Below are 16,033 nucleotides of genomic sequence, written 5' to 3'. Positions count from 1 at the left end.
GCTGCGGAACCGTGAAGGGCCGTTCAGCGGGGGGCCTGTCATACGGGCCGTGCTCCGCCTGCCGACCGGGGAATCACTCCGCGTCGTGCCTGAGTCCGTTTGCCCATCCAAGACCGCATTCACCCATGCGAGAAGTTTTCACGTATGGGCTTCGGTGGATGAAGTGGGGGCCCGCCGCGGCTAGCGGTCGAAGAAAGAGGCCTGCTGGAATCTCATTCCCGCCAGGACCTGTTGCACCCGTTCCCCGGACAGCGACCCGATGTATTCGCCCAACCGGGACTTCTCGACCGAGGACACCTGCGACACCACGAGGACGCTCTGCCTGGGCAGGTTGCCTTCGCCCACGTCGAGCAGCACGTTGCCGGGTTCGTTCGCCCGCTTCAGGTTCGACGTCAATGCACAGACAATCACGGTGTGGATGCGGGAGCGGTTGAAGACATCCTCCTGGAGCACCACATGGGGGTGGGGGATGGGCGGAATCGACCCCCGCGACTCATCCGACTCCATCCAGAAGAGGTCCCCCTGGTGGATGGCGTCGGGGCGCCGGTCCGTTCGTGTGTCTGGCTTCGTCTCCATGCGGGCACCCATCGCATCGCGCTGACCTGCGCCAGGACTCCTACCCCAGCGTGGCGGACGGGCAAAGCCCCCGCTGGAGAGGGCCGTGATTCAGGGCTCCCAGCGGACGCGGTAGGAGCAGGCGTGGCCGTCGAAGTCGAACGGTTCGACCCGCAGGTTGCGGGCCCCGGCCTTCGTCAGGCTCGCTTCGATGATGCCCTGCAGGTAGCCGGGGTTCCCGTTGCACTCGCTCACCCGGATGACGTGGTGCGCGGGGCCCTGCGTGTCGAGTTCGGACTTCTGGTAGTTGTTCACGGTGGCGAAGCTCTCCTGGATCCGGACGACGACCCGCTCCGGGCCGAAGATGGGCCACATCGACACGAGCGCCTTGCCCAGCATCGTCTGCTCCATCCCCTGGATGATGCCGATGCCGAGCCGCCGGTAGCCCTCGGAGACCTCGGCGTCCGGATGCAGATGCGACGCGGTGATCCGCAGGGCTTCGGCGAAGACCGTCCGGGGTGTGTTCCGGGGAAGCTTCAGGTCGAGGTCCAGCCCGGCGTCTCTCAACTTGTCCTGGAGCTCTGGCGTGAGACGTCTGCCAATGGAACGAAAGAGGCCCTCGATCGTATGCCGATAGACAATCTCTTCACTCATGTGGCATCCCCCCGTGTCCTCGAAAGCGTAACGCACTCCCGGTGTGACAACGCAAGGGCAGGCCCCGCGAATCCGTCCATGCTTTCTGGGATACCGCTGATACTTGGAAAACCCTTGAGGTATCACCTGCACGGAGATGTCAGTCCGCGTCAGAGGACGCCAGAGGGCGTTGAGGCGTGCACGTGGCCCGCTTTCAGGGTGCCCGGGCCCCGCGCGGAGAGGGCGATGCAGAGTTGCGCGGCCCAGTACAGCAGCATGATGGCGTAGCCCGCGCCGGGCAGGGGCCGCACGAACAGCTTGATGGACAGCAGGCCGTCACTGGCGGCGAACAGCAGCGCGCCCGTGAACGCCAGCCACTGCTCGCGCCGCGCGAGCCCCGGACTGCCCAGCAGCGCCCAGGCCCGCCAGCCCATCGTGCAGATGACGGCGACATAGGCCATCACAGGCAGCGTCATGCTCCCCAGCCCGGGCCCCAGGGCCACGCTGGCGCCTACCGCCAGGACCCCGAAGGGGATGGCCCTGCGCAGGTGGAGCGTCCGCGTCACGGTGAGGTATCCGGCCGCATAGCTGACATGGGCCAGCAGGAAGGCCCCCAGGCCCGGCAGGAACAGCTCGGGCCCCACATCCAACAGCACGTCTCCCAGCAGCGACAGGGCCAGTCCCGCGAAGATCCACCGTGCGTAGCGCCCCCGGGGCTGCCACAGCCACAGGAGCAGGCAGAGCATCGGCAGCGCCTTGGTGGCCACGCGGATGTCCCGGCGCTCCAGGTCCAGCGCCAGCAGGAAGCCCACCGCGCCCGCGAGGCCCACGCCCGCGAGGATCCTCGTTCCACCTGTCAGCTCCCGACCCATGGCGGGCACCTTACCCCGCGATGTGCTCCAACCCCAGACAGATGCGTTCCCTTCTCCTGGGATTTTTTCCGCGAGACAGGACCGCTTCTGGTGAGCGATTCAATGACAGCTGGATTTATACGCCCAGGTCCGTGCGCGTCATGAGTGCTTCACGCTGAAGAATAGGCTCCCACCGTGGCCCTGTTCAGAGGGAAGGGGATGGGGCTGCCCTGCCGCGTCTGTCGAATGCGTTCGGGATTCGACCCTGGAAAGAAGTCAGGTCCCGGGGGCTTGTGGCATGCGGGACGGACTGGCACCATTTCAACTGAAATGCTGGATATACCGGGATGGCGGGTGTCGGTGTGGCTGCCATTCGAATGGAGAACAGCGTGCAACGAACGGATGTGATCCGGCTCACCGACGGCCGACTTCAGCATCACGAGCAGTTCGGAAACTCTTCGAGGATCGTGCTGCGCGTCAGCGAGCGCTACCGGTTCGCGCTGGAGGTCCTGGCCCGGCGGGATGCGCGTCTGCGTGACGTCGCGGGCCGCATCGAGGCCTTGGACGCCACGACGGCGGAAGCCGTGTTTGGCGATCTGCTCGTGCGCGCGGCGCTGGAGGCCGCGATCAGCCGACTGGAGACGTCAGGACCGGATGGGGCCGCGGGCAAGGAGCTGCCCGGGTTGCTGGGGGAAGCCCTCGCATGTGTCGCGCGAACGCCGGGCCGGTGCCTCTCTCGCTCTGCGATGGGACGCGACCTGGCCGTGGGCCCCGGGGGCAAGGTCTGGGTGTGGGACCTTCCGGAGGAGGCGACGCCCCTTCGCGACAGGCTGCGCGAGAGCATCCGCACCGGGTTCATGCCGGGCGCTGAAAGCAGCGTCGATATCATCCGCCCCACGCTGTCCATGGTCGCGGGACTGGAGCGCGCTTGCGTGCTGATCCAGCGGCTGGTGCCGGAGATGACGGCCAGCATCTTCCGACACCTGCACTCCATCGCCATCGCGAACATCCGGGGGCCGCGAGGCCGGATGTTGACGGGCTCCGGGGGCGACGGCACCCCGTGCATGATCTTCATCGACCCGCACGAGCTGGAGAACCCCTGGGATACGGCGGGTCACATCCTGCATGAGGCCATCCACCTCAAGCTCTCCGACCTGATTCGCACGGGCGCCATCGTGACGGATGACGGCCCTGTCGAGCTGGCCTGGGGCAGGAAGACCTCACTGTCGAACAGCATCTTCGCCTACCACGCGTACGCGCACATGCAGGTGTTCCGAGCCGCCGTGGAGCACCTCGGGCCTGGCTGCCACGCGGAGTTCGGCGCGCCTCGGGACTACAGCGCGCCGGCCCACGCGATGTCGGTGGTGAACAACGACACCCAGAAGCCCTTCTCCCGGGCGGAGGAGCGGCTCGACTTCCTGCACACCCAACTGGAAGGCCCCCTGGCGTCGCGGGTGACGCCGTACGGGCGGGAGATGATCGCCTGGCTCTGGGAGGCGATCCGTCCCCTGGAGGCCCTGGGCAGCGACCGGCCCGGCGGACCGATGGGGCCTGTCGCGAAGCCACCGGTGCTCACCCAGGGCCGGGCCCCCTCGCCGGTGCGCTATCGCCAGGGCCGGGACCTCTCCCTGCGCCGCTCGCCGTCCTCGGAGGTGCTGTTCGCCCTGGATCCGGGCTCGCGGAAGATCGTCACGCTGAACCTTCCGGCCTGGCTGGCCTTCGAGCTGTGCGACGGCAAGACCGAGGAAGAGATGCTGTCCTCCTATACCGCGTCGCTGGGACTCGGGGCCGAGCGCGCCTGGGCCCAGCTCGCGCCGACCCTCGAGGGACTCGTGTCGAGTGGAATGATTGAACCGGTCACCGAAGGGCGGGTGTCGTGATGAGCGCTTCGGACGTCATCCACGCGGCGGACCGGGCCCTGACCGGGCATCCCTCCTTCGGAGACTCGCCGCGCATCCTCGCGAAGGTCCTGACCCGCTATCGCTTCGGCCTGGAGCTGTTCGCCGAGCGGCTGCCCTCCCTGTCTCACGCGGTGACCGCCGTGGAGGCGCTCAACGATGTCGATGCACGTCGCATCTTCTTCGACCCGCTGGTCCGGCTGACGCTGGAGCAGGCCTTCTCCGACCTGGAGGCGGGCCGGCTGGCGTCACCCCATCCCCTGGAGGAGATGTTGCCCGGAGCGCTGGAGGCGCTTCCCCTGGGACTGTGCGAGTCGCGCATGCCGTCGCGCTTTCGCGTGGGCACGGAGACCCCGAAGTGGCTGTGGGACGTGGCCCAACGGGGTGATGCCTATTCCAAGGCGCTGCATGCGGCGTTCGACGGCATCTTCCTGACGAACCCCAAGAGCGGCGGGAAGCTGCTGAGCCCGGATGCCTCCGCGCAGGGGAAGATCAACGACTCCATCGCGCTGCTCTCCCAGCTGCTGCCGCATTCTGGCGCGAGCGCGCTGACGCACATCGAGGCCATCGCGCTGCTCAGCGCCCGGCTCGAAGGTGGCACCGTCCTGTCCGCCGCCGGCGGGGACCTGACGCCCTCCACCATCTTCCTGTCGCTGAAGGACCTGGGGAACCCCTGGGATGTCGCCGGGTGCCTGCTGCACGAAGGGCTTCACATGAAGCTCTTCGACGCCACCCGCTCGGTGTCGATCGCGGCGAAGCCCGAGGAGACCATCCAGGTGCCCTGGCGGGACGTGCGCTGGTCCATCGTCCGCACGGTGTTCGCCTACCATGTGTATGTCCATCTGGCGCTCTTCAAGGCCGCCGCGCTGTCGGCGGACCGTTCGCTCATCGAGCGCTTCGGGGACCCGTCCGCCTACGCCACGCGTCCGCATGCGATGTCGGTGGTGAACAACGACGGCGGCTCGCGCTTCGGACGCTCGGTGGACCGGGCGCGCTACCTGGGCGAACAGCTCCAGACGGAGTGGTCGCATCTGCTGACGCCTCAAGGGCGGGACTTCGTCCGGTGGCTGAGTGACTCCCTGGCACCCGTCGACCGCGAGGTGTTCAGCAAGGCGGCCGGAGGGCGCGCGAGCGCCCCCGAGAAGGCGGCCTACCAGAAGGTTCGCGGTCTGCGGGCCCGCCCCTCGACCCGGGGCGAGTGCCTGATGGTCTTCTCGCCGGACGCGCCAAAGCTGCATTGGCTCGATCTGAATGCGTGGCTGATCTTCGAACTCAGCGATGGCCGGACGTTCGCTGAGATGGAGCGGGCGTATCTGGAGGCGATCGGGGGGCGTGTTGCCCCCGATGAAGCACGCCGCCAGCTGCGCACGGGACTGGAGACGCTTGTACGCAGCACCCTCGTAGAGCCAACCCGGCAGCAAGGAGAAATCGCATGAACAACGGATCGCAGTGGCTTGAGACCGTGAAGGACCTCCTGGCCAAGAAGGAGCAGCTGCAGGAGCCGACCGTGACGTGCGGGTCGAGTGCGGAGCGCCAGTGGTGGCCGCCGTACATCGTCTCCGACACGGCGAAGAAGGAAGACTGATTCAAGGTCGGTCCGAGGATCCGCCCGCCGTGTCCGCGCTCGCATGCGGGCGCGGCGGGCCCCAGGACCGGATGACCGGACGTCAACGCCGTGCGGACCTCCCAGACCCGCCGAGGGCATCCAGCGAATGAGCACCTATGACGTCGTGGTGGCGGGAAATGGCGCGTTGGGTCTGGCGACCGCGCGTGCCCTGTCGCTCCAGGATTCCAACCTGCGAATCGCCGTGGTGGGACCCGCGGGCCGACCCGGTGGCGCGTCCGGCGCCGCGGGCGCGATGCTGGGCTGCTATGGCGAGGTGACGGCCCCACTGCTGCGCACCGCGCCGGGCCGGGCGCGGCATGCCCAGGGGGTGCTCGCCGCCCGCCTCTGGCCCGCGTGGCTGGAGGGCTTGAACAGCGAGCTGCCCCCGGAGGAGCAGGTGCGGCTCGATGCCGGCACCATCGTGTTCAGCAACGCGAAGTCGGGAACCATCGAGGATGAGAACTACGCCGCCATCCAGCAGGCGGCGACGGCGGAGGGCGAGCCCTTCGAGGAGCTGGATCCGAACCAGGTTCCCGGCCTGTACCCCGCGGAGGACTGCCGGCCGAAGCGGGCCTTGTTCCTGCCGCGCGAGGGCTCGGTGGACGCAAGCCGCCTGCTGCGGGGGCTCACGCGGGTCCTCGAACAGTGCTCCAGGGTTTCGCTCATCGACGGGGCGGTCAAGGCGCTCGACGTGAGCGCGGGGCGTGTCACCGGCGTCCGGCTCGAGGATGGCCGGACGCTCGCGGCCCCCCAGGTGGTGCTCGCCATGGGCGTCGGGACGCAGGCGGTCCTCGACGAGCTTCCGGAGCTGGCGCGCCGCATCCCGCGCATCTTCAGCGGGGGAGGGACGTCGCTGCTGCTCCAGGTGCCGAAGACCCAGCTCAAGCACGTGGTGCGGACGCCGAACCGCGCGTTCGCCTGCGGCCTCCACGGCATGCCCCGCGCGGGCAACCAGCTCTACTTCGGCGCGACGAACATCCTGATGGCGCGACCGATGCTGCGCACCACGCCGGCGGACATGTTCTTCCTGCTGGAGTGCGTCCTGGAGCAGATCGACCAGGACCTCTGCGCCGCGCAGCTCGTCGGCTGGCAGGCGGGCAACAGGCCCGTCACCGTGGACACCTGTCCCCTGATGGGCCCGACGTCCGTGGACGGACTGTGGCTGCTCACCGGCACCTACCGGGACGGCCTGTTCCAGTCGCCCCTGCTCGGCCAGCACCTGGCGCGGCGGATGCGCGGGGAGTCCGGGCTCGTCAACGAGGACTTCCTGCCGGAGCGCAAACCCATCTCCCTCTACACGCTGGCGGAGGCGCGAGCGGAGGCGCTCAAGCACTACCTGGCCATGGGCTGGGAGCACGGCATCCGCCTGCCGAAGGTCGGCTGGCACCGCTCCTTCCCCCGGTTCTACCAGCAGATGCTGGACTCGCTCTACGACGAGCTGGGGGAGGAGGAGTTCGTCCTGCCGCCGGAGCTGCTGGCCATCGTGGACGGCAACCGCGCGGCGATGGTGCCGTTCTTCCGCAACTACTACGCGGAGGTCCGCAAGGCCTGGGCGTGACGTGCACGCCTGCCTGCCCACGTCCGGGCGCCATGACAGAACCATGACAATCACGTGGAGGCCCCATGGCCTCCCGGCCACACCCCACCCTGTAGGTTGAGCACCGTCGCTGACCCCAGCCCCGGAGCCTCCTCCATGCGTGTGCTGACCTCCGATCTCCTCGTGGCCGCAGTCTCGGAACTCTCGAAGGGCTCAAGACTGGTCCGGGCCAAGGACGTGGTCGCTTGGTGTGAGTACAACGGCGTGGACGCCCAGGGGGAGGGCTTCAAGAACCAGGCGCTCTGGGAGGCGGACCACGACGAGGCCCGGGGCCGGCACCGGCTCCTGAAGTTCAGGAGCGGGGAGAGCAAGCAGTCCCGGATGGGGTGGGCGCTCGTCACCCACGGGGAGCGGGCGCGTGAGGCCGCGGCGCACCTGGGGTGGGGCGAACAGTGCTGGACCGGCGAGTCCTGGGACTGGCTCAGCGGCAGCCCGCCCGTTCCGACGCGACGCTATGGGGCGGCGGCCCACGGCGAGCAGGGCGGGTGCTCCACGACGGAAGGCACCTCTCCGGGGTAGACGCCCGGGAATGTCTCCCGGGCGGGGAAGCGCTACACGATGGGCCGGAAGATCTTCAGCCCGGAGCGGCCACCGGCGCCCAGCGTGTTGCGCTCGATGAAGTCGCTCACGGACGAACGGCCATCGCCGGTGGTGATGGCCGTGTGGCCGTAGATGCTGCCCAGGCGCGACGACGTCTTCTCCCAGGTGAGCACGAGGCCCGGGGTCTTCAGCGCCTCCGCGAGCGACATGTTGACCTGCTTGAACTTGTCGCGCGGCAGGTTGTTGTCGATCTGGTTGCCGTTGCCCCAGACCTTGACGCCAAAGGCATTCTGGATGGCCCGGCTCACGCCCGTGGCGCACAGGCCCTGGCTGTTGTACCCGCCCATGCCCATCGCGGCCGCGCGTCCCGCCGCCGCCAGCTTGCGCATCGCGGGCGTCGCGCCGCCCGAGTTTCCGGCGCCAGCGCTCGAGTCCACCTTGCCGCCGCCCGTCGATCCGCTGGGACGACCGGCGCCGCCGGGCTTCTTCGTGCCGCCGCCCTTGGCCGGCTGGAAGCTGTCGCTCCCGCTGTGGCCGGGGACGCGCAGGGACGCGCCCGCGTAGATGAGGTTCGGATTGGCGATCTTGTTGGTGCGCGCCAGTGCGGAAACGCTGGTCTTGAAGCGAGCGGCGAGGGCCGAGAGGGTGTCGCCCTGACGAATGCGGTAGTTGGACATGCGGATCTCCTGGACCGATTGTCGAAACGACCTTTACGGAGTTGCGTGAGTTTCCCAGGTTCTAGGAATCCGCTTGTCTTCCGTTGAGGGCGTTCCGGCGTGGATCCGCTGTCGTCCGAAAATGTCAGTCGCGGCGATAGCCGAAGCTCTTGCGCATCAATGCCAGGTACTCGGCCTCGGAGGTTTCGCGCCGCGCCTTCACCAGTGCCTGGATTTGCGGTGTGGCCACGTAGCGGAGCTGGTCCGTGCCGTCGGTCGCGGCGCCGAAGATGACCTCGGCCACGTCGTCGGAGGTGGCGCCCGCGCGGGTGTTGCGCAGGCCCGCGAAGACCTCCTCGGAGTGCGCGACGAACGGTGCGTAGTCTTCAATGCGCCCGGTCCGCCCCGCCTCGCTGCCGCTGCGGGAGCCGAACTGGCTGTCGAGCACGCCGCCCGGTTCGATCAGCTTGACGGTGATGCCCATTCCGACGAGCTCGTAGCTCAGTGCCTCGGAGAAGCCCTCGACCGCGAACTTCGACGCGCAGTACAGCGAGCTCATGGGCAGCCCGAACACGCCGGCACCCGAGGTGATGTTGAGGATGACGCCCGACCTCTGGCGGCGCAGTTGGGGGAGCACGGCGCGAGTCACGTCCATCAAGCCGAACACGTTGACGTCGAACTGCTCCGCCACCTTTTCGCGCGGCGTGGATTCGAACACGCCGAACAGGCCGAAGCCCGCGTTGTTGACGAGCGCGTCGATGGCACCGAACCGGGCGATGCCGGCTTCGACGGCGGATGCGATGCTCGCGCGGTCCTGGACGTCGAGCCGGGTGACGAGCACGTTGTCGAGGGTCCGCAGCTCCCGCTCCGCATCGGGCGTGCGCAGGGTGGCGATCACGTTCCAACCCGCGCGCGCGAAGCGGTGGGCGGTGGCCCGGCCGAAGCCGGTGGAGCTGCCAGTGACAAGGACGGTCTTGGGCATGGTCTGGCTATACCAACCGTGCTGTGATGCCGGAACTGCACGAAGCGGCATGCACTGATGCAAGGAATCGCACAATGAGTCAGCTCGCGGCGCTGCGCGCCTTCGTCTCCGTGGCGCGGCACCGCAACTTCCGGGCGGCGGCGGCGGAGCTGGTGATCTCCCCCTCGGCGCTCAGCCATGCCATCGCCGTGCTGGAGGCGGAGCTGGGCGTGCGGCTGTTCCATCGCACCACGCGCTCGGTCGCGCTCTCGGATGCGGGCGAGCACCTGCTCGCGCGCGTCGCACCGGCGCTCGAACAGTTGACCCAGGCGGTGGAGACGCTGGATGACTTTCGCGCCACGCCGCGCGGCACGCTGCGCATCAACACGTCGCAGGTCGCGGCGCGCTGGGTGCTCATGCCGTACGTGCGCGAGTACGTGAAGCGCTTCCCCGACGTCCAGTTGGAGCTCGTCACCGAGGACCGGCTCGTGGACGTCGTCGCGGAGGGCTTCGACGCTGGCGTGCGCACCACCGACCTGGTGCCGCGGGACATGGTCGCGGTCGAGTGCAGCCCGCGCATCCGCTACGCCATCGCCGGTGCGCCGTCGTACCTTGCCCGTCGCGGGAAGCCGAAGCGGCCGGACGACCTGCTCAAACACGACTGCATCCGCTTCCGCATGACGAACGGCCGGGTCTACCGCTGGGACCTGGAGCGCAAGGGGGAGGTCCTGTCGCTGGAGGTCAACGGTCCGCTCACGGTCAGCAGCGATCAGCTCGTGCACCAGGCCGCGCTCGACGGAATCGGACTGGGCTACTTCAGTGAGTTCATGGTGGCGGAGGACCTGGCGGCGGGGCGGCTCGTGCGCGTGCTCGAAAGCTGGTTCCCGGAGTACGACGCGCTCAGCCTGTACTACCCGGGCCACCGCCACGTGCCTGCGAGCCTGCGCGCGTTCGTGGACGTCATCAAGGAGCTGCGCGGCCGTCGCTGAGCTTCGCGACGGCGCGCGCGGGGCTGCCTTTCAGTTGATGGGGCAGCTTCCTCCGGAGCAGTAGAAGCAGGAGCTGGTGCAGTTGCCGCCACTGCACAGCGAGATGTCGGAGCCGTGGCAGGTGGGCGACGAGATGTCCGCCATCGTGTAGTCGAGGTAGATGTCGCCGCAGGCAATCACCCGGTCATCGGTGCCGCCGTTGGCCTCCACCGACATGCTGTTGCTCACGTACGTCGCGCCGCTCGCGGGCTTGCCCGTCTTCCACTGGCCATAGCTCACGAAGTTGGCGGCGTTGCCGGGGACGATCTCCGACCCCACCTTGACGTGGAGCATGCCGTTGACCGGCACCTGGAGGGTGGTGGTGCTGGCCGCGCCCCGCTTGTAATTGAAGTCCACGGGCCCGTTGCCCGTGCAGTTGGCGACGCCGAAGTGGGCGAAGTGTCCCGGGTGATTGAAGTTGGGGCCGTTCCACCAGTTCGTGGTGCGGAGGCGGACGACGCTCGCCGTCCCCCGGACGATGTCGCAGGAGCGCAGCTTGGGCTGACACGTCCCCTTGTCCTGGGCACCGAGCGTGTAGTCGCAGCCGCTGGTGCAGTACGTATCGCTCGGGTGGACGGTCTCGATGACCTCCTGGCTGGGGTCCCCGCACGAGGCATCGCCATAGACGGTGCCGACCCAGCCGCGGAAGAACTCCGAACAGGTGGCCGCGAGGGACTGGCCGCCGGACGCGACGTCCGCAGTCAGGCTCGCGAGCGCGTCCGCGTTCTCCCGCTGGAGCTGCTCGCGCGTGCCCCGGTCCACCGCGAGGCGTGCGTGGCGTGCGAGGGCCGAGGGCAGCTCCTGGTTGGCGGGAGCCACCGCCAGGAACACCTCTGCCGCCGAGTGTGACTTGAGGAAGCGGGGGGCGATGAGGGGCCGCTGCGGATAGGTCGCGGAGATGGCCACGTCGACCTCGCCCTGGTCGTTCTCCAGGAAGAGGACGTGGTTGCCGGGGGCGGCCCCTGTGACCCGCGCGATTTCACGCGGGCCGGAGGACGCGGGCGGTGCCGCATGGGCGGTGGCGGGGCCGATGAGCCAGCTGGCGCCGACAAGGGCCAGGGCGAGGGAGGTCGAGGACGTCTTCACGGGGGCTCCAGGGGATGACGGCGGTGATTCGCCGCTGCCCCCCGGAACGGAGGTGCCCGTTATTTCTCCTCACCCCCGGAATGCGAATTCCTGGATGGGGCCTTGTGGCGAGGACCGTGTCAGTGGCCAACGGATGCGACACGGGACGCACGCGAGGTCTCGCGAGGCGTGGTCTACCGGGAGCGCCATGCCCTCTTCCCAAGCGTCGCGGTGCGCCCTGCTCGGTCTTCTTCTGGTGTTCATGTCCGCCTGTGGTGACGACCCGGAGCCGGGGCCGGGCGGCCCTTCCGATGCGGGCACCTCCCGGCCGGACGCGGGCCTGCCTCCACCCGAAGTCGTCGCGATTCCCCGGACGCAGGTGATGCTCGGAGGGCGCGAGTACCGCGCCTACCAGCGGCAGGGTGACACCTTCCGCATCGTCTGCGAGGAGCCCTGTCCCATCGAGGAGACATACGTCTTCGCACGCTACGCGGGGTTCCTGGCGGTGAAGGAAGACCTGATCGCGGTGGTGGGGGTGGACGTCGCGCCGCGGATGCTGCCGGTGGACATCCATCTGGCGGGCGACAGCCTCTGTGGTCCGAAAGGGGGCGCGTCTGGCAGCTCATTCATGAACCAGACCGGGCTGGAACCGGGACCGGGTTCAAATGTCTGCCTCTGGGAGCTGGAGGCCTCACGGGCGAAGCCGCCAGAGGTCGCGCGGCCCCTGACGGTCGAGAACGCCCTGGCGCGCGCGAACCAGGTGCTGGTGGCGCACGAGTACTCGCACATCGTGCTCTTCCTTCGACAGGAGCTGTCCCATGAGTGGCTCGTGCGGGCCATCTCGTACCGGGTGGGCGGACAGGCGAGCAGTCTCTGCGATGACATCAATCAGCAGTTCGCCCCCACCGCCTGGGAGCTCTGCCAGCGCAACGGGCTGGACTACGCGCAGCTGGCGGAAGGACTGCGGAAGGTGGACGCGCTGTGGTCGGCGGACGGAGGCTCCGTGGCGCTTCACGCGGGCGTGCCGCTCGCCACGTCGGTGTACCAGTACCGGCGCATCCTGGATGGACTGGCGGGCAGCGACACGCTGGCCGCGTGCATCGCGGGCGGTGAGCTGAGGCCGAACCAGTGCGGGGACGCCTTCCGGTTCACGCCCACCGCGAGGACCGTGAGCATGTACGAGGGGTGGGTGCGGTGGGAGCTTCCCGCCGGCGCGCTGACGCAGGAGGTTCAGGTCGAGCCGGGGACCTGGCGCAGCGGCATGGTCGTCCCGGCGCAGTGGAACCCCTTCATGTTCGCGCACAACTACGCCTTCGAGCCCGCGTCTGGAGTGTTCAAGCAGCCGGTGCGGCTGACCCTGGCGTACGACCCCAGGCTCCTTCCGGAGGGAGGCGCGGAGTCCTCGCTCACGCTGTACTGGAAGGCCGAGGACGCACCGGCCCAGGCGGTCGCCGGGGCCGTGGTCGACACGGAGGCGAACACCGTCAGCGGGTTCGTCTCCAAGCTCGGGCGCTACATCGTCGCTCCCCGCTGAAGCCCGCGGGGTGTGTCTCCGGCAGGAAAGACGGTCTCAAGAAAGGGTTCGCTGACGCACTGCGTATTGTGAGGGTTCAGCCCGGGGCCTAAACACAACGCTGTTGTCACTGTGCCAATAAGCGATGGAGGCCTCGCCAATGAGACTGAGATGGAGCCGTGAGTGGGCGTTATCGAGTTCCCTGATGCTCACCCTGGTGGTTTCCGGGGCGAGCGCGGACCCCCTGCCGTTGCTGGAGACGACGGCCCTGCGCTCGCCGTTTTCGGCGGCCTGCAATGGCAAGCCGGACGCCACGCCGCTGCCGGTGGACCCGCGCACGCTGGTGGTGCCGGGCGTCAACAAGCCGGGGGCGGCGGTGCAGTTCAATGCCTTCTGGGTGGACCTGCACACGCCGCCCGCGCCGTTCGTGTCGAACCTGGCCCCGAACCCACAGACCTGCGGCGAGTTCCGCGCGAGCGTCGCCCGGGGGCGTTCGAACATCTCGACGAAGGGCTACTTCCAGCCGTTCAGCAATTCGCTGGCCTACTACAACATGTACATGCTCTGGGGATACCTCATCCGCCCCAGTGACTTCGACGAGCAGATCATCAATCGCTACGGGCTCGCGAAGGCCCCCTTTCGCAATCCCTACCCGCTGCCGTGGGAGAACCCCAACCTCACGCAGGGCGGCAGCGGCCAGTTGCCCCTGGGGCTCGTGCAGGAGAAGGACGCGAACGGGCGCTACACGGGCAACATCGGCTCCAGCTGTTCGGGGTGCCATGACTCGCGGCTGGGGACGGAACAGGAAGCCGGCTTCACGTGGGGCCGCTCCAGCGACGCCTCCGACTCCGGGTTGATCCAATCCGACCTCTTCCGCTCCACGGGCGTGGGGAACGTGCTCCAGCTGGCGCCCGTGCCCTGGAGCGTGGGCCGGGGTTCGAGCGACGCCATTGGCATCGTGGACCTGCTGCCCGCGCTCTTCGACATGGACGCGCTCTCGCTGGCGCCCAGCCTGCTGGAATACTTCCCGACCCACGCGGGCGGCATGTCCCGCGCGCCCAACTGGTGGCAGCGCGCCTACAAGACGCGGCAGTTCTGGGACGGGGCCCTCACGTCGGACAACGTCCGCTCGGAGATGGCCTTCGGTGTCGCGAACCTGGGGCTGTCGCCCGCGCAGCGGCGGGGGCTGACCGCCGAGTTCGAGGACAATGACAACTTCTTCGTCTCGCTCTCTCCGCCGCTCTACCCCACGACCATCAACACCGCGCTCGCGGAGCAGGGCGCGGTGCTCTTCCACGAGCGCGACCTCTGGGCGAATGGTGCCAATGCCAACATCCCGAAGGCCGCGGGCAACGGCTCCTGTGCCAGCTGCCACGGCGTCTACTCGCCCCGGTACGCGGCGAACCCGGCCTACCTGCCGGACCCGCGGCTCAAGGGCGTCGCGGGCGTCGTCACGCCCATTGAAACCATCCGGACGGACCCGGCGCGCAAGGAGTTGATGGCGGACGAGCGCAAGCGCAGGGCCTGGAACACGTCCTTCCTCGCCTACAACGACCAGGCGCCCAACCACGGTCCCTTCTACGACGACATCATCATGAGCGCGCTGCGCCGCGTGCCGCGCAGCGCCTACGACAACGGCCAGGGGCCGGTGTACTCCCCCGAGGGGCCGAACATCTGGCTCAAGCCTTTTGGCTACATCGCGCCGCCGCTCTACGGCGCCTGGGCCTCCGCTCCCTTCTTCCACAACGGCAGCGTGCCCACCCTCTGGGACGTGCTGAAGCCGTCGGACCGCCCCAAGGTGTGGAAGCGCAAGCAGACCGCCGCCAACGCGCTGGGCAGCAACGCTGGCTACGACATGAGCTACGCGGCCTATGACTTCGCGAAACTGGGCTGGAAGGTGACGGCGCTGGCCTGCGGCGATGTCCCCGCCCGCGACCCGTTCATCCCGTGCAGCCAGGAGATGGCGACGCCGGACATCCTCTTCGCGAACATCGCGAACCTGGTCGCCAACTACAACTCACTGGCCTACCAGTCGCCGCCGCCCATCACCCAGAAGCAGATCCGTTCGCGAATGATCTTCAATTCGCACCTCTACGGACTGGGCAACGAGGGCCATGACTTCACCCAGTCGCTCACCGACAGCGAGCGCTGGGCCGTCATCGAATACATGAAGACGCTGTAGCCCCCCAGACGGCGCAAGGCGGGTGGCGCCGGGAAGCTTCCGGCGCCACCTGCCTTCAACGTGTCACAGGAAGCGCTGGAACAGGCCGAGCTTCCCGGCGTAGGGCGGGTAGCGCAGCTTCATGTCGAGCGCGAAGGGCCGCTTCACCACGCTCTTCTTGTGGCTGAAGGCGTCGAAGCTGGCCCGGCCGTGGTAGCCGCCGGTTCCGGAGTCCCCCACGCCGCCAAACGGCAATCCTTCCGCGGCGAAGTGGACGCACACGTCGTTGGCGACCGCGCCGCCACTGGAGGTCTCCGCGAGGACGCGCTCGTTCACCGCCGCGTCCTTCGCGAAGCTGTAGAGGGCGAGCGGCTTCGGACGGGCGCGCACGAAGCGGATGGCCTCGTCGATGCTCGGGCAGTCGACGAGCGGGAGGAGGGGACCGAAGATCTCCTCCTGCATCAGCGGGCTCGACAGCGGGGCATCGGTGATGACGGTGGGCGCGAAGAAGCGGCTGGCCGCGTCGCGCTCGCCGCCAAAGGCGACCTGCCCGTCGGCCGCGAGCGCGCTGACGCGCTCGAAGTGCCGGGCATTGATGATGCGGCCGTAGTCGCTGCTCTCCCGGGCGTCCGCGCCGTAGAAGCTCTTGACGGCCTTCTGCACCAGGTCGGTGAAGCGGCCCTTGAGGTCCGGGGGGATGAGCACGTAGTCCGGCGCGATGCAGGTCTGCCCGGCGTTGACGAACTTGCCCCAGGCGATGCGGCGCGCGGTGACTTCCAGGTCCGCGCTCCGGTCGATGATGCAGGGGCTTTTCCCTCCCAGTTCGAGCACCGTGGGCGTGAGGTGCTTCGCCGCGGCCTGGGCCACGATGCGTCCCACGCCGGTGCCACCGGTGAAGAAGATGAGGTCCCAGCGCTCCTCCAGGAGCAGGCGGCTCTCCTCCGCCGCCCCCTCCACCCTGTCTCTTAT

At 68.5% G+C, this 16,033-nt stretch carries 15 protein-coding genes; 8 read left to right on the top strand and 7 right to left on the bottom strand.

The window, feature by feature from the left end; genetic code table 11:
• Positions 1 to 180: 180 nt before the first annotated feature.
• From D7X74_RS08315 to D7X74_RS08305, 3 genes are all read right to left on the bottom strand, one after another.
• Entirely contained in the window at positions 181 to 576 is a 396-nt protein-coding gene (locus D7X74_RS08315; protein WP_120532402.1) for a type II toxin-antitoxin system PemK/MazF family toxin, read from the bottom strand.
• 90 nt (positions 577 to 666) lie between these two features.
• The gene (locus D7X74_RS08310) at positions 667 to 1,209 is read right to left on the bottom strand and encodes a DUF2378 family protein (protein WP_120532385.1); all 543 of its coding nucleotides are present in this window, start codon (positions 1,207 to 1,209) and stop codon (positions 667 to 669) included.
• A gap of 149 nt (positions 1,210 to 1,358) precedes the next feature.
• Complete coding sequence (locus tag D7X74_RS08305; protein ID WP_120532384.1) at positions 1,359 to 2,060, bottom strand: lysoplasmalogenase; 702 nt, start codon at positions 2,058 to 2,060, stop codon at positions 1,359 to 1,361.
• A 368-nt stretch (positions 2,061 to 2,428) separates the two neighbouring features.
• Between D7X74_RS08305 and D7X74_RS08300 the strand changes: the two genes are divergently transcribed.
• The 5 genes from D7X74_RS08300 to D7X74_RS08285 all read left to right on the top strand — a co-directional run bounded on the left by D7X74_RS08300 (position 2,429) and on the right by D7X74_RS08285 (position 7,659).
• Positions 2,429 to 3,919, top strand: coding sequence for an HEXXH motif-containing putative peptide modification protein (locus tag D7X74_RS08300; protein ID WP_233602025.1), 1,491 nt, complete (start codon positions 2,429 to 2,431; stop codon positions 3,917 to 3,919).
• Entirely contained in the window at positions 3,919 to 5,373 is a 1,455-nt protein-coding gene (locus D7X74_RS08295; protein WP_233602024.1) for an HEXXH motif-containing putative peptide modification protein, read from the top strand. Before D7X74_RS08300 ends, D7X74_RS08295 begins: the two co-directional genes overlap by 1 nt.
• Positions 5,370 to 5,522 carry a hypothetical protein gene (locus tag D7X74_RS43620; protein ID WP_167508727.1) on the top strand — a complete coding sequence of 51 codons (153 nt, stop codon included), beginning with the start codon at positions 5,370 to 5,372 and terminating at the stop codon, positions 5,520 to 5,522. The genes D7X74_RS08295 and D7X74_RS43620 overlap by 4 nt, the downstream gene beginning before the upstream one ends.
• Positions 5,523 to 5,649: 127 nt before the next feature.
• Positions 5,650 to 7,101: an FAD-binding oxidoreductase gene (locus D7X74_RS08290; RefSeq protein ID WP_120532381.1), complete on the top strand. Its 1,452-nt coding sequence runs from the start codon at positions 5,650 to 5,652 to the stop codon at positions 7,099 to 7,101.
• 135 nt (positions 7,102 to 7,236) lie between these two features.
• Positions 7,237 to 7,659 (top strand): hypothetical protein, encoded by a 423-nt coding sequence (locus D7X74_RS08285; RefSeq protein ID WP_199741790.1) that lies wholly within the window; start codon positions 7,237 to 7,239, stop codon positions 7,657 to 7,659.
• Positions 7,660 to 7,691: 32 nt separating this feature from the next.
• On the opposite strand, the gene D7X74_RS08280 is transcribed toward D7X74_RS08285, so the two are convergent.
• A complete protein-coding gene (locus D7X74_RS08280; RefSeq protein WP_120532380.1) occupies positions 7,692 to 8,357 on the bottom strand; it encodes a LysM domain-containing protein in 666 nt (221 codons plus the stop codon).
• A gap of 124 nt (positions 8,358 to 8,481) precedes the next feature.
• Positions 8,482 to 9,318, bottom strand: a complete 837-nt coding sequence (locus D7X74_RS08275) for an SDR family oxidoreductase (protein WP_120532379.1) — start codon at positions 9,316 to 9,318, stop codon at positions 8,482 to 8,484.
• A gap of 74 nt (positions 9,319 to 9,392) precedes the next feature.
• Between D7X74_RS08275 and D7X74_RS08270 the strand changes: the two genes are divergently transcribed.
• Entirely contained in the window at positions 9,393 to 10,286 is an 894-nt protein-coding gene (locus tag D7X74_RS08270; protein ID WP_120532378.1) for a LysR family transcriptional regulator, read from the top strand.
• 30 nt (positions 10,287 to 10,316) lie between these two features.
• Here D7X74_RS08270 and D7X74_RS08265 read toward each other — a convergent pair whose 3' ends face one another.
• The gene (locus tag D7X74_RS08265; RefSeq protein ID WP_120532377.1) at positions 10,317 to 11,411 is read right to left on the bottom strand and encodes a hypothetical protein; all 1,095 of its coding nucleotides are present in this window, start codon (positions 11,409 to 11,411) and stop codon (positions 10,317 to 10,319) included.
• 187 nt (positions 11,412 to 11,598) lie between these two features.
• Here D7X74_RS08265 and D7X74_RS08260 point away from each other — a divergent pair, with 187 nt between their 5' ends.
• Together D7X74_RS08260 and D7X74_RS08255 are read left to right on the top strand one after the other, a co-directional pair.
• The gene (locus tag D7X74_RS08260; RefSeq protein ID WP_147446505.1) at positions 11,599 to 12,924 is read left to right on the top strand and encodes a hypothetical protein; all 1,326 of its coding nucleotides are present in this window, start codon (positions 11,599 to 11,601) and stop codon (positions 12,922 to 12,924) included.
• Between the two features lie 184 nt (positions 12,925 to 13,108).
• Positions 13,109 to 15,085 carry a hypothetical protein gene (locus tag D7X74_RS08255; protein WP_233602023.1) on the top strand — a complete coding sequence of 659 codons (1,977 nt, stop codon included), beginning with the start codon at positions 13,109 to 13,111 and terminating at the stop codon, positions 15,083 to 15,085.
• Between the two features lie 63 nt (positions 15,086 to 15,148).
• On the opposite strand, the gene D7X74_RS08250 is transcribed toward D7X74_RS08255, so the two are convergent.
• Positions 15,149 to 16,033 (bottom strand): aldehyde dehydrogenase family protein (locus tag D7X74_RS08250; RefSeq protein ID WP_120532401.1); only part of this gene is annotated, 885 nt, incomplete at its 5' end.

The organism is Corallococcus sp. CA047B (assembly GCF_003612065.1).
In the GTDB taxonomy this organism is placed as follows: Bacteria; Myxococcota; Myxococcia; order Myxococcales; family Myxococcaceae; genus Corallococcus; species Corallococcus praedator.
Note: the sequence above shows the minus strand (reverse complement) of the source record. Positions and strands in the feature narration are given on the sequence as shown.